The following is a 19,720-nucleotide window of genomic DNA, read 5'->3' as shown; positions in this document are numbered from 1 at the left end:
CACGGCTTTGAGCCTATTTGCACAGAATTACTGTCTGCCTATAAGAAAATTAAAGAAGAAAGAGACACGACGATGTTCAAATTAATATCTTACAACTAGAGCCACTGAACAGTTACAATATTAATACACAGACGTACGCACTATGATTCAATCATTGGTCGTGTTCCGACGATATCACTCAACCAGGCGATAACTGCATCAGCCATCGCACCGCGACGGTGAATAATATTTTCTGCAGGGTCGACAACGGTGCTTTCAGTCCCAGTTGTTTCACCACCGTCGAGGACAATCGCTGCATTCTCTCGAATCGACTGATCTAACATATCTGGATGAACAATACTTCCAGTTCCACTCTGATTTGCACTTGTGGCTGTTACTGGCGTTGGAGCCACATTTTTGAGTAATGATAATGCAATATCATTGTCTGGGATTCGAATCCCAACTCGGTTTCGTCCGGCAGTGAGGACATCCGGAATCGTGGTCGAGCGTTCGACAACGACAGTGATCGGTCCTGGAAGAAATGCCTGAATGAACTGTATTGCTCGCTCACTTGGTTTAGCGTGGCGCTTGACTGCGCTTATGTTTTGAACAGCGAGAGATAATGGATTATCATAGTTTCGTCCTTTGATATCGAATACGCGTTCTATGGCATCACTGTTCGATGCGTCGACACCCAGTCCGTAGACAGTGTCTGTCGGATATACCACCGGTTCTCCAGATTTAATCGCTTTCACCGCGGTCGAAAGCGCAGTTGAATTATTTTCCATTGTTTGTCCGACTAGATCGGTACCGGTATTACTGTCAGTCCCACTTTGTGATCTCTTGTCGTCTACGTTTGTTCGTCGATCTGAATTATCCCTACCTGAATCAGGTGTCATTACTATTTCCTAAGTGTGTTCGCTGATAGCAGTCGCAATTTCATCATAATCTGGAAACGCTGGCCACTCCGTCGCAACCCACACGTATTGCACCGTCCTCTCGGTATCAAGAAGGAATATAGCTGGTCGATGCTCTGTTACTCCGGTCATATCATCAAGTGGGTTTGGAATGTTGTACTGCTCTGCGAGTTCTGCAGATGGGTCAGCATAAAGTCGTGCATCTATTTCACGCGATTCAAGCAAACTTGAGTGCTCATACGGCGATGAAACTGATACCCCAATGAGTGTTACATCGTCTCCAAACCCATGATCATCGATTGCATTCCACATGTATGTCGTTGGGAATGCACCATCCATTGGATGAAATACTAACAACGTTGGTCCTGACTCAGTTACCGTCGATAATGCCGTGTCTTCCCAGTACTCATCATTTACGAGTGGTCGGGTGAAATCCGGGACCGTTTCTCCAACCTCGGGGTGTGATACGGATGGTAAATCTGTCACTGAAAAATCAAGATCAGCCATTAGACCTCCTCCATCGGCTTCTCAGTGCTCGTTTCGGAATTAGGACCGTATGTTTGCTCTAAGTACGTGACGATATTTCCTGATTCTGACATTATTACACCAGTGTTTCCATCAATCAATGCTGGAACGGTTCGTTTTCCTGAAATCCGTTTAACCACATCCCGGTCTGAATGCATCGGCTCGACGAAACGCGAATGATATGACAGGTCAAGATCCTCGAGTAGACGAATCACCCGCTCACAGAATGGACATGCTTCGAGTCGATACACGGTTATTGACGTATCACTATTGACACTGTCAGCACTCATACTATACTATATACATGAGCGACTTCTAAGCGCTTCGCCTGTTGTATCCGTGCTCAGTCCGCAGTATTTGAATTTAACCCACAACTAACAGTAGGCTTGTTGAACTCTTGTATGAGATTTTCAATCACTCGGGTGCACAAGGGTGACATGTTCACCGAGACCGATATGTTGGTTTGTGTATGCATCATTGATCAGTATCTCCACGGTAGAAGATATCATATAGCGATTCTAGCGATCAATTGTTCGTGTGGAGGCTGTCAAGCGAGACCTCGCGGTTTCTCGATTGTAGAGAATCTATTTAATCACGCCTAAAAATATTTCATTTCAGACATTTTGAGGGGCAAATTTTAATTTATGGACTAAACAACATATTGTAGTTGTATGGGCTTATCACCGTCACTTTCACTCTTCATTGGTCAACTCGCCCCGATTCCAGTCACACAAACGACAGTTACAGTCGCTGGTGGATTTGTAATTGTATTATTAATTGGGTTCTCTGCATTTTTTTCATCATCAGAGATTGCAATGTTTTCGCTCGCGAAACATCGCGTTGACGCTCTTGTTGAGGATGGTGTCCCCGGTGCCGGTACTGTCGATGAACTTAAATCAAATCCCCACCGTCTCCTTGTGACAATTCTTGTTGGCAATAATATTGTCAATATTGCAATGTCTTCACTTGCGACAGCGCTTGTGAGTTTATATTTTGACCCTGGAGCCGCAGTATTAGTTTCAACATTTGGCATTACATCACTAGTATTACTTTTCGGGGAGAGTGCACCGAAATCATATGCTGTCGAAAACACAGAATCTTGGGCATTACGAATTGCTCGACCACTCAAATACTCTGAATACGTACTGCTCCCGCTCGTTATCATTTTTGACCGTCTTACTCGCATCATAAACCGCATTACTGGTGGTCGTTCTGAGATTGAGACATCATATGTTACTCGTGATGAGATTCAAGATCTCATTCAAACAGGCGAACGAGAGGGTGTTATCGAGGAGGATGAGCGAGAAATGCTCGATCGTATTTTTCAGTTCAATCAAACGATCGTTAAAGAGGTAATGACACCTCGACTCGATATGACGGCTGTCGCAAAGGATGCGACAGTTGAAGAGGCAATCGAGACGTGCATCCACTCCGATCACGAACGTGTCCCTGTTTATGACGGGAATCTTGACAACGTCATTGGCACCGTTACTGTTCGTGATCTTGTTCGAGAGAAACACTATGGTGAGGGTGATATCATTTTGACTGACATCGTCCAGCCAACGTTGCATGTGCCAGAATCGAAGAATGTTGATGAACTCCTCACTGAGATTCAGGACAATCGGCTCCGGATGGTAATTGTCATTGATGAATTTGGAACGACAGAGGGGCTCGTTACGCTTGAGGACATGGTCGAAGAGATTGTCGGTGACATTCTCGAGGATGATGAAGAAGAAGCATTTGAATTTATTGATACAAATGAGACGCTCATCCGTGGGGAAGTCAACATTGACGAGGTCAATGATGAGCTTGGTCTTGACCTTCCCGAAGGCGAAGAATTCGAAACACTCGCTGGATTTATTTTTAACCGAGTGGGGCGCTTAGTTGAGGAAGGTGAGCAAATCAGCTTTGATGGAATCACCATTTGTATCGAACAGGTTGATAACACACGAATCATGAAAGCACGTGTGATAGATCCCGGTCCATCCACCGCAGAACAACATTCACAGTCCGAATCAACATCAGAATCACAACCCGAACCAGAAATGCAGACTTCCAACGATGATATCGTAGAACCAGAGTCAAAGCCAGAGTCTGACACGGACGCGGACGCAGACGCCACCTCTACTCAAGATGTTGAGGCTAATTGAAAAGATCAAGCACCCACTCAATCACTATCCTAAATATCGCGCAGGCATACATAAAGACTTCCCAGTTACTATACGCTGACTGTCAACTCATCATATACTATCGATGATAACAAATAGACCATATGAGAGTGCGAACGCAAGTGCAAGCGAGCCAATCCATGCAAGCGCTGTTTTGACCATCTTCTCTCGACTTACATCGGATCCGCCAGCAGCATAGCCGCTTCCGATAATAGCACTCACGATAATCTCATTGAATGAGACTGGAATCCCAAGTGCAACCGCGGTTTGTGCAATCGCGAATGACGGAATCATCGCAGCAATTGATCGGCGTGGTCCAAGTGAGGAGTAATCTTGTGCGAGTGCCTTAATCATTCGAGGGGCACCAGTCCATGACCCGATGAGAAGTCCAATTCCCCCGCCAAGAAGCACGAGTGGTAGTGGAATAGCAACCACATCCAGAAGTGGTACGAGTGGTCCAAGCGCAAGACCGACTTGACTCCCACCAGCTGAGAACGCGACAAGTCCGCCAAGGACAAGCAGGAATCGCCGCTGTCCACGTGCCGTGCTTTGTTTCATATCTTGATATACTAATACCGCGCTGATGAGTGTGAACCCAATCGTTATGATGAGCGCTCCAATCAGAAGGTTACCTCCGGTTCCTCCCACTAGCAGTGTTTCAGCACCGGCATTTGCGATTGACCGCCCACGCTCACCTCCAAGCACTGCAAATCGAATATTTGCAACGAGTGCTCCGACTAGTCCTGCGAGGGCTGGAATGGCTATTTGTTCAGCAACAATCTCGTGTCGTAGCACCCGAGCGGTTAGGTAGGCAGTCCCACCACCAACAATTGGTGTGAGCGTCCATAGCGTCATGATCTCTCGATATTTCAATATTGCCGGTGATCCGCCATTTGCAAGCCCAACACCAACTACGGCCCCTGTGACAGTGAATGCGGTCGCGATTGGATACCCAGCAAACACACCAACTGCAACAAGTGCTGCAGCGGTGAGTAACGCAACAATAGATGCTGTTGCAGTGAGCACATTACCGATTACAAGTTCCGACCCAACTGCTTGTGTAACATTTGCTCCCTGTAATACAGCACCCGCAAGCCCAAGCAATCCAACAATGAATCCAGCCCGCATTATTGAGATTGCATTCGCTCCGACTGCCGGTGCAAATGGCGTTGATCCTGAGGACCCAGCGCCAATTGACCATGCCATGAACAAACTTGCTGATGTAGCGACACCAAGCGTCAAGAGTGTTCCAACGCCGACCATTATCGCCCGTCAGCTCTCCCGATAGCTCTCATCATACCCCTCACGAAGCCCGGTAAGTATCCGTCTGATGAATAAATATGAGAAGAAGGTGAACCCAAGTAGCATTGCGAGCAGCACAATGAGTGCTGGATGTGACACCACAAATTCAACAACGGTGTCAACTTGTCCAACAATTGTATTGATGTATGCTCGCTCTCGGAAGAGCATATCCGGCTGTTTCATAGGCGTGAGTATAGTCGTTTCGCCATTCCAGTGAGTGCAGATGAATATTATTAACTAGAATTATTTGCCTACTTGGAACTTTCGACAGACCATACTCGGGATTACTGATTATACGGTGTCGTCAGTTGTTATCCGACAACTCGTGAAATATGCGATATGCGATATGCGATATAATCGTATTACTGCAGGGGTGCGACCTCTATTCATAATCTCGCATAAAGTGAATCCACTGAGATGAATCCAAAGGATGCAATTTCTGAAGATATGTCTCTAAAGTGAATTATACTTGCTCGCCAACAGTCTTATCGGCTATTTCAACGAATGTTGAGCGTTCACTCATCGGGATTGTTGCTCCCGCAGCAATATCATGACCTCCACCCTCACCACCGACAGCGCTTGCTGCTTTTTGCATCACTGCTGAGAGATCAAGTCCATTACGAACAAGCCGTTGTGACCCACGTGCACTCACTTTTATTTCTGTGTCTGATTTCTCAGCAAATGCTAAGATAGGGAGATCACCCTGAATCCCCTCACCTCCAACCGCCATCCCAGCAACAATACCGACAATTGTCTCCCGGATTCGCCCACCGGCATCAAACCACTGTATATTTGATTCGGTCGTTGTCCCCTTCGAAGTGACCCACTGAAGTCCCTCTGAAAGATTCTGTCGATGTGTCTGTAATAAATGACGGGCTTGTGTCAATGCAGCGCCACGGTTACCAAGACACACTGCAAGTCCAACATCGGCTCTGCCATACCGAGCGGTTGCATTCAGTAACGTTGAGAATTCACTCACATCGCGCAACTCTGTGCCAGGCGCCTCTGCAGTGAGTGTATATGTTGTTCCGACAAGATCATTGATCTGCTCACCTGGAACGCCAGACGCAATTGCACGGTCAATGAGTCCGCTCACAACAGTTTGCCGTTCATTCATCGTCAGATCAATCCACCGACGCCACTCGCCATCTGACCGCGTTTGAATATCAATATCATTGAGGAACGTTGCAACGCCGGATTCATTATTTGTGATTCCCGGTATTTGCACATCGCTTGCGTATTCAAGCAGTTTCGGAAGTGGACGAGTCTGCCGGCCGTATATGCGGAGATCTGTCGTTTCCTCAATGACGCCCGCGGCTACTCCTTCTTCAACGATCGCTGCGTTCGCACCGGTAAGTCCACCTACTGAACTTTGCATATCACCGACCGCCCCGACAACTGCAAGAGCAGCGAGATCCCGGTTATTTTCCTCTGTGCTAGCATTCGCGAGTGCTCGCGCGAGGACATAACTTGTACCTGCCCCTGAAAGTTCACTTGCTCCATCAATCCCGACCAACAATGGGTTCAGATGATGCTGTGATTGAACTGCTGGATTGTCATCACTGGTCAGCGCTGGCTGGTGATGATCAGCAATGACCGCCTCAAAATGTCCACCACTGACATATGGATCCATGATATCGAGCTGTCCACTCCCAAAATCAGTGAATAAGATGGTATCGTAATCAGTTGCTGCGATTCGTTTGATCTCGTTGGCATCAAGTTGTTTTGCAAACACCGTCTCACACGGAATATTAGCCCGTTCAAGTGCTTTTGCTGCAATCGCAGCACTCGTCAATCCATCAGCGTCAATATGTGAGGCAATGAGAACACACTCTGCTGCGTGGAGACGTTCTGCACAGGCGATTGCTTTTTCCTCAAGCTCTGGGACCGGGATGATATCTGATTGCGATGCTGTATCCGCGTTTACACTCACGGTTACTATACATTCTTTCGGCACAGATTTAATTCTAACGAGGCTGTCATTAATTTCTACAGATAAGCAAGGCGAGTGCCCTGGGGTCGGGGCTTTGATACTGTACTGATGTGACCCCGAATCGTAAAGCCGGCATAAATAGTTACTACGCTATATAACTCATGGGACAGGACAGACAGAAAATCTCACAGACGGATCACCGACCTTCATTTACTGCTGGCTGCGATAGTCTGGAAATGTGGTCCTTCTCACCATCCGCCAGTGGCGGTGCGACGGGGACGGGGGTTTTACCGGGTCATGGTAGAGTGACCGGCTCCCACGGACACATCGGGTGTTCGGATGTTACTTCCAGCCGACCCCTCACGGAGGACAAAAAGGTCGGGAGGAATTGACTGAAATTCCCTTGCCGGGGCGCAGGGCAGGGCAGCGTAGCCTAACCAGGGAATCAGAGTCGGGGCTTGTCCCCGAGGTAATTCACAATCACGGTCTCTATCGATTCAATCAAATCACAGAATCGGAAGGACCCGTGAAACAACGAGTCACCAAAATCCGGGACGAGTCACCCGAACTGAAAACATGGAGTACAGACTTGAACGACGTGTACTCAAAAGTTTTACAAACCCATGCTGAGCGCATCACTCGAAACATCACCAACCTTGGGAAACTCAAAGCGAAGGGCTGCAGCGCAGGCTCGCTGAACTGGAAGAACCCACGTGAGTACTGGAGTGTCACGTAGAGTACGAGTCTCGCAACTAGGACAAACAACGACAGGTTGCGAACATCCACGCTCGGATGAATCAGAAGAACTGGGAATTCAAGAACAAGCTCGCACAATACTACACGGCCCATCATAAAGCAGTGTTCCTCGAAGACGTGAATGTGAGAGAGATGCTGAAAGGCTCGCAAAACGCCCGGAGCAAGGCTGAATCTGGCGCGGCTTCATCAGTATTTTCCAACACCATGGTAAAAAATGGGTGCTACGTGGTCACAGTCAACCCCGAGAACACAACCTTGGATTGCGCGTTGTGTGGGACGAGTGTGTACAAGCGGTTATCAGTTCGTGAACGCTCATGTCCAACGTGTGGGTTTGAGACGGGGCGGGGCGGGGCGGGGAGGGATTGGAATGCGGCGTTGAACGTCCTCTCACGAGGACTAAAGAAGCGAGGAGTAGGAGTGGTAGTGATTCACTCCGAAGAAACGCCTGTGGGAAGTGTAATCGCTGTGTCCGCTGACAATGGCAAGGATTAGTCCATATGATTGTGGATGCAAGTCGCGTCACAGAAGCAGGAAGCTCCGCCATCAAGGAAGCAACACGGAATGTCGTTGAGTAGGGCGGGGTAGTTCACTTGGGGGTTTCTGACACGACCTGTCGGCGGTGTTTCTTGAGGCACCAGGTTGTGCAGTTGAACTGGTCAAATATCACGAACCACTGGACGAGTCTGCTGTAGGTGTCGGTAATAATGGTATTGGTGCACATCATTTCGCGTTTGAGGCTGACGATATCGATGTATGGCATAATCGGGTAGTCAATGCCGGCGCCGCGGTGACGAGCGAGCCTGCTGATTTCGGTATCACGCCACGATTTTATTGTAAAGATTCCAAGGAGAATATTGTTGAACTACTCGAAGCAAAGTAATAGTTGATTCGGGTCACAACATAGCTTCTCTGAGGATACAGTCATGTCTCCTGGAGAATTAAAAATAAAATAAAATAAAATAGCTATATAAATAGAATATCTCTCGTAACTATATTCGTTGACTTCCGTGCTATTATTACTGTAAGATGATCAACAAAACGAACAATATTTCCTACCGACTAATATAAACGATAAGACCTAATAGTACTGCTGCAATTCCACTTAGTCCTGCGAGTAGAACCCACGCGAGATTATATCCTGATGTTTCAACAATAATTCCGAACAATGGTGGTGTCAGTACACCACCAATGTTGATTGCTATCTGCCCCCCTGCAGTCGCAGCGCCAAGCTCAGTATCATCAACAAGATCTGCCAGACACGAATAAAACACCCCTGGAGAGCCGTGAATCGATAATCCAAGACCGATGAATGCCACAATAACGACTAATATTGACTGTGGACCGACTGCGAGTGTAATAAACAGCACTGTCCCAAGTGTTAGTTGAGCAGCGGCGACGAGTGCGGATCCCTGTGAATCAGCCATCTGATGACTACGTAATCGATCAGCGAGACTTCCAGCCGCAATACGGGCAGCACTACCGGTAAGTTGTGTCAGTGCGAGCACACCACCTCCTATAATGGTGGCGGTGATCCCAAGATTTCCAACGCGTGAACCAAGACGCACGACATCAACAACGTACAATACAATATATCCAAGCATGCTGAAGATCGATGCGCCAATAAATAATCCAGCAACAATAAGCAGCGCATATCTTCGACCCTTGATTAGCCCCCACATATCTGGGATGGTAATTTCGCCCGATCCGGGCTTACCAGTGTATGTTCTGCCAAACCCGAGTGTGTACCCTCCGGCGATGATGGCGATTATCCAAAACCCGACCGGCCACACCACTACTGCGGCGACGCCGGTGATAACAATAGATGCTGCTGCGCTCCCCGTTGTGACACCAACTTGTTTCAGCCCCATTGCAAGATTTGCTTGTCCAGCGGGGGCATTGGCGACAATACCACGGTTTGAGGCTGGCATCGCCGTTGAGTACGCAGCACCAAGCACCCCAGCCGCTATGAGAATTGTCAGATATGTTGGAGCAAACGAGACGCCAACTGCTGCAGCCGCGAGCCCAAGGAGTCCAACGATCATCACGGGGCGCTCTCCATATCCGTCCACAGCAGCTCCGCTTGGAAACAACGCAAGGGTATATCCGATGAGCGCTGCAGCGAGAAATAACCCAACAAGTGATTCTGAAAGCGCGAATGTATTGCGAACGAAATCAGTCGCTGCAAAGATGCTATAATAACACAAACTCGCAGCAGTCTGCCATCCAGCGACAAGCCCAACCGGTCGCCACCGCTCCGAGAAAACGCCACTCACAACGGGCGTCTCTGCCATCTAGCGGTTTCATAATGTCGATTTTGCGATACACTCATCTGTCTATCTCTATATTCAATAATCATCTATCAAGCATAGGATTGTGAAACTGATATTGAAATGTGGGTTATCGGCTAAATAACGATGCATGAACTGGCGCAAATCCATTATCATCATCGGTACTTGACTCAGCCGTATCATGCACTGCTCGACCATTGATACCATCAGCGAGGAAATCTCGGAGTGGAGGTCCAACTTTGTCAGGCTCGACTAAAAACGCATCATGTCCGTGATCAGACTCAATCACGTGATGTGCAACCGGTGTCGATACAGAGCGAAATGACTCAGCGAGCGTTTCAGACTGCTCAGTCGTGAAATGCCAATCGCCAGTAAATGATACTAATAACGTCTCCCCCTCAAAGGCAGCAATGGCACGAGCGTCGTCTTCGTATCCCTCTGCAAGATCATAATCATCCATTGCACGTGTGAGATATAAATATGAATTTGGATCAAACCGTTCAACGAACTTCTCAGCCTGATAATCCAGATATGACTCAACATCGCGGTATGGAAAAAACGCCGCTGCTGGGTCGACAGGGAATGAGTCGCGACGGGCATCACGACCGGCTGCTCGACGGGAGAACTTCTGTTGCATTGATGATTTTGAGAGATACATCACGTGCCCTATCTGACGAGCAACTGCAAGACCGTCTGTCGGTGTTGTATCAGTCGTATAATACTCACCATCATTCCAGTCAGGGTCAGTCGTAATCGCTCGACGGGCGATTGCATCAAGTGCAAGTGACTGTGCATCAAGCCGAGCGGCAGCGGCGACAGCAATAATACATTCAGCATCATCAGGATATCGTCTTGCCCAATCGAGCGCGTTCATGCCACCGACACTTCCACCAACAACAGCACGAAGTCGACCGACGCCGAGTGTATCAAGAACCTGACGTTGTGCTCGAGTCCAATCTCCAACGGTCACCGGTGGGAATTCTGTTGCATAGACTTCACCTTCTGAGTCCGTCGACGCTGGACCAGTTGTTCCATAACATGATCCAGGAACATTTGCACAAACAACATAGTATTCGGTCGTGTCAACCGCCTTTCCTGGTCCAACAATATCATTCCACCAAGCACGGGCTTGACCATCAGCTTCCTCACCGGTGTAGCCAGCAACATTTTGACTGCCGGTAAGTGCATGACAGATCAAAACTGCATTATCGCCATTAAACTCGCCATACGTCTCGTATGCGACTTCAAGTGACTCGATTTTATCACCGCAGGCAAAGTCGAATTGACCAAGATCTGCTTTCCCACTCGCAGTTTTCATTCTGAGGAAACTACCTCTGTTGGTGTATTTTTATTATCACTGTTCTCTTCTGATATTATCGTTGCTGAGTGGATTGCCTGATTAAGATCATCGATAATATCATTGGGGTCCTCAAGCCCAACCGATAACCGAAGCATATCCGACGTAAGTCCAGCTGCTTGTTGTTCTTCGGTACTCAACTGTGCATGTGTTGTTGATGCTGGGTGAATAATCAGTGTCTTTGCATCGCCGACATTTGCAAGGAATGATATCAATGATGTTTCTTCACAGGTCCGCTTTGCAACCTCAAACCCATCTTCAAGTCCAAATGTGAGCATCCCTCCATAGCCTGCTTCGACAATGTCAGTCCCGAGATACTGCGTTGCTGTATCATGGGTTGGATGGTCGCTAAATCCTGGATATGAAACCCACGCCACGTCCTCGTGATCACGAAGGAACGTAGCAACCGTCCTTGCGTTCGCACAGTGACGTTCCATGCGAAGTGGAAGCGTCTCAAGACCTTGGATTGTCTGCCATGCATCGAACGGCGATTGTTGATTACCAAGTGTCCGAAGCGCACGCTGGCGGGCGACATGTGCGAAGGCGGCTGCTCCGTATCGGTCAACGAAATCAATCCCGAATGTAGGATTCTCGCCTGAGAGCTCATCATAATCAGCATGCTCCCATGGAAATGTTCCGCCGTCAACGAGGATTCCGCCGATAGTCGTTCCAGACCCATGCAGCCATTTTGTTGTTGACTCCCAGATGATATCTGCACCATACTCAATTGGCCGTGACAATGCCGGTGTTGCGAACGTATTGTCAACAACAAGTGGTGTCTTAGCCGTGTGTGCAATATCAGCGATTCGCTCGATATCTGGTGTTTTCAGTGATGGATTTGCAATCGTTTCGATGTGAACAAAGGCAGTGTCGGTGTCGATTACCTCACTATATTTATCATATGCGAGCGTATCGACAGTCCGGATTGTGATTCCACGTCGGGTCGCCATCTGGCGAAAATACGTCGCTGTACCACCATACATATCGGCTGCAACCACGATATTGTCTCCAGCGCGTGCAAGAACGCTTGTCGCTGCATCGAGTGCAGCCATTCCAGACGCGGTTGCAACAGCAGCGACACCCCCCTCAAGAGCCGCTAGTCGGGTTTCAAGACTGCGGACAGTTGGATTTGAAATTCGTGAGTATACGTCGCCGTCAGCATCTGGTGCGAGTGCATATAGATCAGCAGCCGTCTCAGCATCCTCAAAAACATATGAGGTAGTCTGATGAAGCGGTGGAGCGCGTGCCCCTGTTGTCTCATCCGGGTCCTGCCCGGCATGCAGGCTCCGGGTTCTGAACCCATCAGTCATGTATGATATGCATAATCGCGCACTATCTTATAACCGTTGGTTACGGAATAATAGCTATCGTTTGGTATTTTACTCTGTGGACACGTCATGTATTACCCTATTATCGATACAGACACAAGATTCCTTACTACAATTACACGTACGACTGGCAGGCGATTATGATAATCGCCTGGAACACTATGGTACAATATGATCAATAGACTGCTGTTGGCACTCAGACGGGCATACAGACCCAAAGCGATATTCACAAATACATATAGTTATATCTCCACAATAATTTCTGATTCGATTACTCCGATAATATCAATTAGTAAGAATATTAGTATGGTTGTATCACCGGTATCTGACCTTGCTTTCTTTCATCAACAACCACAACTCATCTGCGACGGCGGTCAAACTACTCAGACAATCGACGACGATGGTGAGACAACTCTCGGATACGCCGATCCAGATAACCCATATCTGACCGACCCAGATAGTGATTTCCGTCCAATTGAACAACTCTCAGAAGAAACCGCAATCGAGCAGACGACACAACTCCGTGAGGCAATTAGAGAGCATAATCATCAATATTACATCAAAGCCTCACCTATTATTTCTGATCGATCGTATGACTTACTTTTTGATCGGCTTCAGGCACTTGAAAATACCCTTGCTCTCAATATTGAAACGAGTCCAACACGTCGTGTCGGCGGTGAACCGGTTGATGAACTTGAGACAGTTGAACATGTCACCCCGATGCTCTCAATCGATCAATCAACGGCTGTTTCTTCGGTTCGAGATTTTGATGAACGCATTCGGGATGCTGTCGACGACCCACAGTATATCTGTGAGCCGAAATTTGACGGTCTCTCTGTTGAGGTGATCTATGAAGATGGCGAGTATATTCGTGCAGCGACACGTGGTGATGGCAGCCGCGGTGATGATATAACCACACAAGTGGAAACAATTGGTGCAGTGCCACTCAAACTCCATGGTGACTATCCCTCATATCTCGCTGTTCGTGGGGAAGTGTATATGCCGAAAGCGGGCTTCCATGAATATAACCGCAAACGAGTCGAACAAGATAAGAAACCATTCGCGAATCCACGAAATGCTGCCGCTGGGACGCTTCGGCAACTTGACCCAAATGTCGTTGCTGATAGACCGTTATCATGTTTTTTCTATGATATTCTTGATGCAACAGAAGTCCCACCCAATCAATGGACAACGCTGAATCAGTTACAATCATGGGGCATGCGGACGAATGAACGAATCAGTCGTGTCGATTCAATTGATGATGCGATTGCCTATCGAGATATGCTTCAAGCAGCGCGGGCAGAATTAAATTATGAAATTGACGGTACTGTAATCAAAGTCAATGACCGAGACAAGCGAGAGATGCTAGGGGCGACAAGTCGGTCGGTCCGATGGGCATTTGCGTACAAATTCCCTCCTCGTGCGGAAATTACACACATTACAGATATTGTCGTTCAGGTTGGGCGGACAGGACGATTAACACCTGTAGCATTGCTTGATCCAGTCGATGTCGGCGGTGTCACTGTATCACGTGCATCGCTACACAACCCTGAAGAAATAAATCGACTCAACGTAGGTATTGGTGATGAGGTACGGGTTCGCCGAGCCGGTGATGTCATTCCCGAAGTCGCTGAGGTAACAGAGAAACGTGCAACGGATGCATTCAATTTTCCAGAACGGTGTCCGATCTGTGACAGTCCCGTTGAGCGAGATGGTCCCTTAGCATTTTGCACAGGTGGACTTAGATGCAACGCACAACTCGTCCGAACAGTCATTCATTATGGAAGCCGCTCAGCACTGGACATTGAGGGACTCGGAGAAGAACGCGTCAAGCAACTTGTCGATGCAGGTGTTATCACAGAACTCGCTGATCTATATACACTGTCAGTCACGGACCTATCTAATCTTGAGGGATGGGGCACAACAAGCGCAGAAAATCTTATTCAGGCGATCGCCGATACACAGCCACCTTCGCTTACGAACTTTCTCGTTGGTCTCGGCATCCCGGAGGTCGGGCCGAGTATTGCACGGAATCTCACAGCGACGTTCGGTGATTTTGAGGCTATTCTTGACGCCGATGAAGCCGATCTCCGTGATATTGAGGACGTTGGACCGACCATCGCAACACACATCGTTGAATTCTTTACAAACGAACAGAACCGCACTGCTATTGATAATCTTCTTTCAGCAGGTGTTAAGCCAGAAGTACAGCAGTCAACAGCAACGACAAACGCAGCACTATCTGATCTGACATTTGTATTTACTGGCTCACTCTCAGTTTCACGGGCAACAGCAACAGAATTTATTGAGCGCCATGGTGGGAATGTAACCGGGAGTGTCTCAAGTAACACTGATTATCTCGTCATTGGTGACAACCCTGGCAGAACAAAACGAGATGACGCTGAGACAAACGACGTGCCTGAGATTGACGAGACAGAATTTACAACACTGCTTGCAGAGCGTGATGATACACTGACTTGGCCGCCATAAGCTATTATAAGCACAGAGCCGAGATTCATCGAATCCCACCGGCTTGGTATAGATAGTTAAATAATAAACATCTGATAGCTACAGATCCCGACGCTCAAATGCGACATATCCTACAACAATAGGGAGAATCGCCCACAGAATAAAGACAAATAGCAGTGCTCCCCCAGAGAAATACAGTGGGACAGACGATTCAAACTGCGATGCAAGCAACGAACGTTGTTGTAATGATGTATTCACAAGCCGAGCACTAGCCGGTGAACTATACAACTGTGCGGCAAGTGTCTCATACAATCGAAGGGGATTCACATACGATATTGCAAGTGTAAGTGTTGCCTGTGTCGTCTCTGATAATGAGAGTTCATTTATTTGATTAGTCGCTCTTGAGAGGATTCGTGGGATTCCACTGGCAACTGCTCCCCACAGAAGTGCAAACACTAAATACAATGCCATCGCTGAGAGAGTTGCCTCCCGGTTTGAGTTCGCTGCCGCAGAAATGCCGAGACCAATAGCGGCAAAAACAATACCTAATAACATTGTAAGTGCGATATGTGGAAGAAACATCCCAAGTTGAAGCTGGGTTCCCGTTGTGATGAGTATCACAAATGTAACCACAAATGCAATAACCAGCGATGCAACAACCACAGCAGTACGACCAAGGAACTTACCAACAACAACATCTTGCCGATCGTTTGGAAGCGAGAGAAGCAGTTTAATCGATCCTGATGCACGCTCATCAGTAATTGACCCGTATGTTGTCGAAAGCGCAATAAATCCGAGAATAAGTCCAATGAGTCCTGTAAATGAAAAATTAAATAACCCGAGGTTAATGAAAGTGCCAAACAGGAGTGATACTTCTTGTGCCTCTGAACTGAATATAAATCCGAAAACTACCCCTGTTGTACCAGCTATGAGGATGGTGAGAACAAGCGTTGCCCCCTGTAGCCACCGTGAGCGGACTGCATCACGAAATTCTTTTGTTGCTACTGCTTCCCAAGTCATTGCTCAACGGTTCCCTCATCTGTCTCAGTTGGAACGGTTGCTGTGTTTGTGCTTTGAGTTGTTTCTCTGTTTGATTCTGCCGAATTAACAGCATCATCACTCTCAGTGTATGCAAGAAATAGATCCTCGAGTGATGCTGATTCGGTCTCAAAGTCGGCAACATCGATTCCGACTGTCTCTAGTTCCGTTATCACAGCTGTCTTTGCAGCACTCTCACAGGAAACTTGAATCGATTGTGATCCATTTTGCGTCACTGTATCAACCCCTTTGATATCTGAAACTGTATTCACTGCGGTATCTATATCACCTGCAGCAAGCGTCAATGAAACAATCGTCTCAACATCGGCGGCTTTCCGAAGTCCATCAATTGAGTCCACTGCGATCAAGTTGCCTGCCTGCATAATTCCAACACGATCGCAAACTGCTTCGACTTGCTCAAGCACGTGACTTGAAAAAAATACGGTCGTTCCGTTGGCTGCTTCTTCACGTACAATATCGCGCATCGCTTTCGTTCCCGCAGGGTCAAGTCCAGATGCAGGTTCATCAAGAATAAGCAGATCTGGATCACCACTCAGCGCCATCCCCAGTGCAAGCCGTTGTTGCATCCCCTTTGAATATCCACTGGCCGGTCGGTCGGCAGCATCGATAAGTCCAACACGGTCAAGTATCGCTGTTGGATCAACATCAACCTCCTTTGAGTCGACTGCGAATTCAATATGAGCCCGTCCAGAAAGACGGTCATAAACATCGAATCCCTCCGGGAGAACTCCAGTTCGGCGGCGAACAGCGACGCTATCTGTATGTGCGTCAACACCAAGTGCTGTGACCGTTCCAGTCGTCGGTCGAACAAAATCAAGCAACATATTAATTGTCGTCGACTTACCGGCACCGTTTGGACCAAGAAATCCAAATACTTCGCCAGTCTCAATCTTCAAAGAGAGATCTGAAACAGCAGTGATATCGCCGAACTGCTTTGTCACCCCGTCGAACTCAATCGCACTCATACTGTACCATTATACAGTCTGCCGGTAAACTGTTCGGTAATAGCATCCGAGCGTCTTTATTCATGCCCTCTGTCTCTCATTTCAGTCAATATAGATAATAAACTGTAGCATCATTATTAATCCAGAACTGATCTGTTTCCATCGCTCATAAAATTAATCAAACCCTGGATTGAGATCCCGGAAGATATTCATATTGTCACTATACCCTCGATCCTCCTCATAATGTTCCTGTCGAATACAATATGATGTTTCATGTTTTTGCTACTGATTGTGCATGGCACCGACGTGTCTGGTCGGGTTGACCGAATGCATACCTGACACGGTTCGTATAATCACACTGAAACGCTAGTTACCAGAGACTCAGAGCAGTCAACAGAACTTCGCATACAACTCAGTCAAATACGTACCTATCGCGTTACTCTCAAGCCGGTGGACCCGATAAAATCTATTGATGAAACAGCGGGAACTGCGTGAACGTGCAGCCGAGCTACCGGCTGAACCAGGAGTTTATCAATTTCTTGAGGATGATACAGTTCGTTATGTTGGGAAAGCACTGGAACTCTGTGACCGCGTTCGCTCATATGCTGATCCACGAAGTGAGCGAATTAGACAAATGGTCGCTCGTGCAGATGATATTGATATTGCACTCACTGAGACCGAAACGCAGGCATTATTGCTTGAGGCAAATCTCATTAAACGGCATCAACCGCGATACAATGTTCGATTAAAAGATGATAAATCATACCCGCTTGTACAGCTCACGAACCATTCAATACCACGTATTGAGGTGACGCGCGATCCTGCTCCAGATGCAACTGTTTTCGGACCATACACGGAGGTGAAACGACTTGAAACAGCGGTCAAAGCGCTTCGAGAGGTGTATGGTCTCCGAGGGTGTTCTGATCATAAATACAAAAACCGTGATCGCCCGTGTCTTGACTATGAGGTCGGTCTTTGTGCGGCTCCCTGCACTGATGAAATCGACACAGCTGCATACCAGTCTGCTGTTGAATCTGCGGTTCAGTTTTTTGAGGGCGAAACGGGGATACTCTCTGATCCGCTTCGTCGCGAAATGCAAGCAGCTGCGACGGCAGAAGAATTTGAGCGAGCGGCAAATATTCGGGATCGACTCACTGTGATTGAGTCATTCCATGGTGGCGGTGAAGCTGCTGTGTCAACTGAGAATACCGATCATGGCGTCGATACTACGAGTGAACGTGCTGTTGATGTTCTCGGTGTTTCTATTGAGGGGACAACCGCTACAGTCGCGCGATTACATAGTGACAATGGTCAACTTGTGGATCGGTCTCAACACCGACTTGATGCACCGACTGGTGAAGATCGGGCGTCGGCAGTATTAACAGCGTTTCTAACCCAGTATTATGCTGAACGATCGCTTCCAGATGCTATCTTGTGCTCGGAACATCCGGGCGATAACGACGTTCGTGAGTGGCTCACTGCTGAGGGTGTTAATGTCCGTGTCCCGGGAACAGGAAGAGAGTCGACGCTCATTGACCTTGCACTCAAAAACGCGCGAAGTGGATCAGTACACGAAAATGAATCTGCTGCCCTTGCAGATGCGCTTGGTCTCTCATCGATTACCCGAATTGAAGGATTCGATGTCAGCCATAGTCAAGGACGTGCGGTTGTCGGCAGCAATGTCTGTTTTGTTGATGGGTCTGCGACAACCGACGCATACCGGCGAAAGCGCTTAACGGATAATAACGATGACTACGCACGGATGCAGGAGCTTCTCACGTGGCGAGCAAAACGAGCTCGTGAAGGACGTGATGAGCGCCCCGACCCAGATCTTATCGTAATTGACGGTGGCAAAGGACAGCTTCGCGCCGCCAATGAAGCACTTGAGACAACAGGCTGGGATATCTCAACGATTGCGCTCGCCAAGGCTGATGAACTCGTCGTGGCTCCCGATGGAGTTCATGACTGGAATGCTGATGCACCCCAGCTACACCTACTCCAGCGAGTTCGGGACGAAGCACATCGATTTGCTGTCCAATATCATCAAAGTATCCGTGATGACATTCATACCGTCTTAAACGATGTTCCAGGTGTTGGTGAACAAACGCAACAAGCGTTATTACGGCGGTTTGGAAGCGTTGAAAATGTTCGCTCAGCTTCACGGGATGCCCTCTGTGACGTCCCCGGCATTGGTAGACAGACTGCCGACACGATCGCTAATCGGCTATAACTCGGAGCTATACGATTCAGTCTATTGAATTCTCTCACTGCTACAACAATACATTTTTTACTCATCGTAACTGTACCGCTCTCATTGTAGATGAAGTAACTGTATCAGAAACCATGGGTATGTACAGATCTAGACATGCTCTCAGTTCTGAGGCTATGTCATATATAATATGTATCGTGGATTTCAACGTCCATACTCACTATGAGTCCATGCTATGATGAGCAATTATAGCTATGTCCACTCATCAAGTAATGGCGCCTCTGTTGTCCGCATTGACAGCCATGCGTCATCGCATGTAACATCTGCGATAACGAACTCTGATTGTGTAGGAGTAGCATCCACCGAGGACATCACCTCGGCGCGTGACGCGTCGGACTGTGTCGTCACATCGGGCGTCATGTATGGTAATCTATCTCACTCACATATAAATCCGTCGGATTCAGATAGCCATCTCTTCGATAAATG

Annotated in this window: 17 protein-coding genes; 5 read left to right on the top strand and 12 right to left on the bottom strand. The window is 47.8% G+C overall.

All coding sequences use genetic code 11. The features are described from left to right. Positions 1 to 140: 140 nt before the first annotated feature. From J07HQW2_RS09935 to J07HQW2_RS09925, 3 genes are all read right to left on the bottom strand, one after another. A complete protein-coding gene (locus J07HQW2_RS09935) occupies positions 141 to 767 on the bottom strand; it encodes an L-threonylcarbamoyladenylate synthase (protein ID WP_048075616.1) in 627 nt (208 codons plus the stop codon). A 120-nt stretch (positions 768 to 887) separates the two neighbouring features. Continuing rightward, on the bottom strand, positions 888 to 1,403 hold the full coding sequence (locus J07HQW2_RS09930; protein WP_021055358.1) for a redoxin domain-containing protein: 516 nt from the start codon (positions 1,401 to 1,403) through the stop codon (positions 888 to 890). Further along, the gene (locus J07HQW2_RS09925) at positions 1,403 to 1,711 is read right to left on the bottom strand and encodes a glutathione S-transferase N-terminal domain-containing protein (RefSeq protein WP_021055357.1); all 309 of its coding nucleotides are present in this window, start codon (positions 1,709 to 1,711) and stop codon (positions 1,403 to 1,405) included. The genes J07HQW2_RS09930 and J07HQW2_RS09925 overlap by 1 nt, the downstream gene beginning before the upstream one ends. A 381-nt stretch (positions 1,712 to 2,092) precedes the next feature. On the opposite strand from J07HQW2_RS09925, the gene J07HQW2_RS09920 reads away from it, so the two are divergent. Further along, on the top strand, positions 2,093 to 3,571 hold the full coding sequence (locus tag J07HQW2_RS09920) for a hemolysin family protein (RefSeq protein WP_021055356.1): 1,479 nt from the start codon (positions 2,093 to 2,095) through the stop codon (positions 3,569 to 3,571). A gap of 90 nt (positions 3,572 to 3,661) precedes the next feature. Here the strand turns inward: J07HQW2_RS09920 and J07HQW2_RS09915 are convergent, their stop codons facing one another. The 3 genes from J07HQW2_RS09915 to J07HQW2_RS09905 form a co-directional block, all read right to left on the bottom strand. Continuing rightward, a complete protein-coding gene (locus J07HQW2_RS09915) occupies positions 3,662 to 4,852 on the bottom strand; it encodes an inorganic phosphate transporter (protein WP_021055355.1) in 1,191 nt (396 codons plus the stop codon). A 9-nt stretch (positions 4,853 to 4,861) separates the two neighbouring features. Next, positions 4,862 to 5,059: a DUF7859 family protein gene (locus J07HQW2_RS09910; RefSeq protein WP_303704064.1), complete on the bottom strand. Its 198-nt coding sequence runs from the start codon at positions 5,057 to 5,059 to the stop codon at positions 4,862 to 4,864. Between the two features lie 295 nt (positions 5,060 to 5,354). Next, entirely contained in the window at positions 5,355 to 6,824 is a 1,470-nt protein-coding gene (locus J07HQW2_RS09905; RefSeq protein WP_021055353.1) for a RecJ family nuclease, read from the bottom strand. 888 nt (positions 6,825 to 7,712) lie between these two features. Here J07HQW2_RS09905 and J07HQW2_RS09895 point away from each other — a divergent pair. Continuing rightward, positions 7,713 to 8,072 (top strand): zinc ribbon domain-containing protein, encoded by a 360-nt coding sequence (locus J07HQW2_RS09895; RefSeq protein WP_303704063.1) that lies wholly within the window; start codon positions 7,713 to 7,715, stop codon positions 8,070 to 8,072. A 127-nt stretch (positions 8,073 to 8,199) separates the two neighbouring features. Further along, positions 8,200 to 8,460, top strand: a complete 261-nt coding sequence (locus J07HQW2_RS09890) for a VOC family protein (RefSeq protein ID WP_021055351.1) — start codon at positions 8,200 to 8,202, stop codon at positions 8,458 to 8,460. A 172-nt stretch (positions 8,461 to 8,632) separates the two neighbouring features. On the opposite strand, the gene J07HQW2_RS09885 is transcribed toward J07HQW2_RS09890, so the two are convergent. The 3 genes from J07HQW2_RS09885 to J07HQW2_RS09875 form a co-directional block, all read right to left on the bottom strand. Then, the gene (locus J07HQW2_RS09885) at positions 8,633 to 9,871 is read right to left on the bottom strand and encodes an MFS transporter (RefSeq protein ID WP_021055350.1); all 1,239 of its coding nucleotides are present in this window, start codon (positions 9,869 to 9,871) and stop codon (positions 8,633 to 8,635) included. Positions 9,872 to 9,977: 106 nt separating this feature from the next. After that, entirely contained in the window at positions 9,978 to 11,186 is a 1,209-nt protein-coding gene (gene metX, locus J07HQW2_RS09880; RefSeq protein WP_021055349.1) for a homoserine O-acetyltransferase MetX, read from the bottom strand. Continuing rightward, complete coding sequence (locus J07HQW2_RS09875; protein WP_021055348.1) at positions 11,183 to 12,535, bottom strand: O-acetylhomoserine aminocarboxypropyltransferase/cysteine synthase family protein; 1,353 nt, start codon at positions 12,533 to 12,535, stop codon at positions 11,183 to 11,185. The genes metX and J07HQW2_RS09875 overlap by 4 nt, the downstream gene beginning before the upstream one ends. Positions 12,536 to 12,859: 324 nt before the next feature. Between J07HQW2_RS09875 and ligA the strand changes: the two genes are divergently transcribed. Beyond that, positions 12,860 to 15,043 carry an NAD-dependent DNA ligase LigA gene (gene ligA / locus J07HQW2_RS09870; RefSeq protein ID WP_021055347.1) on the top strand — a complete coding sequence of 728 codons (2,184 nt, stop codon included), beginning with the start codon at positions 12,860 to 12,862 and terminating at the stop codon, positions 15,041 to 15,043. 78 nt (positions 15,044 to 15,121) lie between these two features. Here the strand turns inward: ligA and J07HQW2_RS09865 are convergent, their stop codons facing one another. Continuing rightward, a complete protein-coding gene (locus tag J07HQW2_RS09865; RefSeq protein WP_021055346.1) occupies positions 15,122 to 16,042 on the bottom strand; it encodes an ABC transporter permease in 921 nt (306 codons plus the stop codon). Next, positions 16,039 to 17,046: an ABC transporter ATP-binding protein gene (locus tag J07HQW2_RS09860; RefSeq protein ID WP_021055345.1), complete on the bottom strand. Its 1,008-nt coding sequence runs from the start codon at positions 17,044 to 17,046 to the stop codon at positions 16,039 to 16,041. The genes J07HQW2_RS09865 and J07HQW2_RS09860 overlap by 4 nt, the downstream gene beginning before the upstream one ends. Before the next feature lie 451 nt (positions 17,047 to 17,497). Between J07HQW2_RS09860 and J07HQW2_RS09855 the strand changes: the two genes are divergently transcribed. Beyond that, on the top strand, positions 17,498 to 19,255 hold the full coding sequence (locus tag J07HQW2_RS09855; RefSeq protein WP_021055344.1) for an excinuclease ABC subunit C: 1,758 nt from the start codon (positions 17,498 to 17,500) through the stop codon (positions 19,253 to 19,255). 231 nt (positions 19,256 to 19,486) lie between these two features. Here the strand turns inward: J07HQW2_RS09855 and J07HQW2_RS18435 are convergent, their stop codons facing one another. Next, a complete protein-coding gene (locus J07HQW2_RS18435) occupies positions 19,487 to 19,654 on the bottom strand; it encodes a DUF7556 family protein (protein WP_021055343.1) in 168 nt (55 codons plus the stop codon). Positions 19,655 to 19,720: the final 66 nt, after the last annotated feature.

Origin of the sequence: Haloquadratum walsbyi J07HQW2 (assembly GCF_000415985.1) — an archaeon.
Lineage (GTDB): Archaea > Halobacteriota > Halobacteria > Halobacteriales > Haloferacaceae > Haloquadratum > Haloquadratum walsbyi_B.
The sequence above is the reverse complement of the archived record's forward strand: the minus strand, read 5'-3'. Positions and strand labels throughout refer to the sequence as shown.

Excerpts from the sequence above, each read along its gene's own strand:
- J07HQW2_RS09935 (WP_048075616.1), bottom strand. The coding sequence starts at position 767 with ATGGAAAATAATTCAACTGCGCTTTCGACCGCGGTGAAAGCGATTAAA.
- J07HQW2_RS09930 (WP_021055358.1), bottom strand. The coding sequence starts at position 1,403 with ATGGCTGATCTTGATTTTTCAGTGACAGATTTACCATCCGTATCACAC.
- J07HQW2_RS09925 (WP_021055357.1), bottom strand. The coding sequence starts at position 1,711 with ATGAGTGCTGACAGTGTCAATAGTGATACGTCAATAACCGTGTATCGA.
- J07HQW2_RS09920 (WP_021055356.1), top strand. The coding sequence starts at position 2,093 with ATGGGCTTATCACCGTCACTTTCACTCTTCATTGGTCAACTCGCCCCG.
- J07HQW2_RS09915 (WP_021055355.1), bottom strand. The coding sequence starts at position 4,852 with ATGGTCGGCGTTGGAACACTCTTGACGCTTGGTGTCGCTACATCAGCA.
- J07HQW2_RS09910 (WP_303704064.1), bottom strand. The coding sequence starts at position 5,059 with ATGCTCTTCCGAGAGCGAGCATACATCAATACAATTGTTGGACAAGTT.
- J07HQW2_RS09895 (WP_303704063.1), top strand. The coding sequence starts at position 7,713 with ATGCTGAAAGGCTCGCAAAACGCCCGGAGCAAGGCTGAATCTGGCGCG.
- J07HQW2_RS09885 (WP_021055350.1), bottom strand. The coding sequence starts at position 9,871 with ATGGCAGAGACGCCCGTTGTGAGTGGCGTTTTCTCGGAGCGGTGGCGA.
- metX (WP_021055349.1), bottom strand. The coding sequence starts at position 11,186 with ATGAAAACTGCGAGTGGGAAAGCAGATCTTGGTCAATTCGACTTTGCC.
- J07HQW2_RS09875 (WP_021055348.1), bottom strand. The coding sequence starts at position 12,535 with ATGACTGATGGGTTCAGAACCCGGAGCCTGCATGCCGGGCAGGACCCG.
- ligA (WP_021055347.1), top strand. The coding sequence starts at position 12,860 with ATGGTTGTATCACCGGTATCTGACCTTGCTTTCTTTCATCAACAACCA.
- J07HQW2_RS09865 (WP_021055346.1), bottom strand. The coding sequence starts at position 16,042 with ATGACTTGGGAAGCAGTAGCAACAAAAGAATTTCGTGATGCAGTCCGC.
- J07HQW2_RS09860 (WP_021055345.1), bottom strand. The coding sequence starts at position 17,046 with ATGAGTGCGATTGAGTTCGACGGGGTGACAAAGCAGTTCGGCGATATC.
- J07HQW2_RS09855 (WP_021055344.1), top strand. The coding sequence starts at position 17,498 with ATGAAACAGCGGGAACTGCGTGAACGTGCAGCCGAGCTACCGGCTGAA.
- J07HQW2_RS18435 (WP_021055343.1), bottom strand. The coding sequence starts at position 19,654 with ATGACGCCCGATGTGACGACACAGTCCGACGCGTCACGCGCCGAGGTG.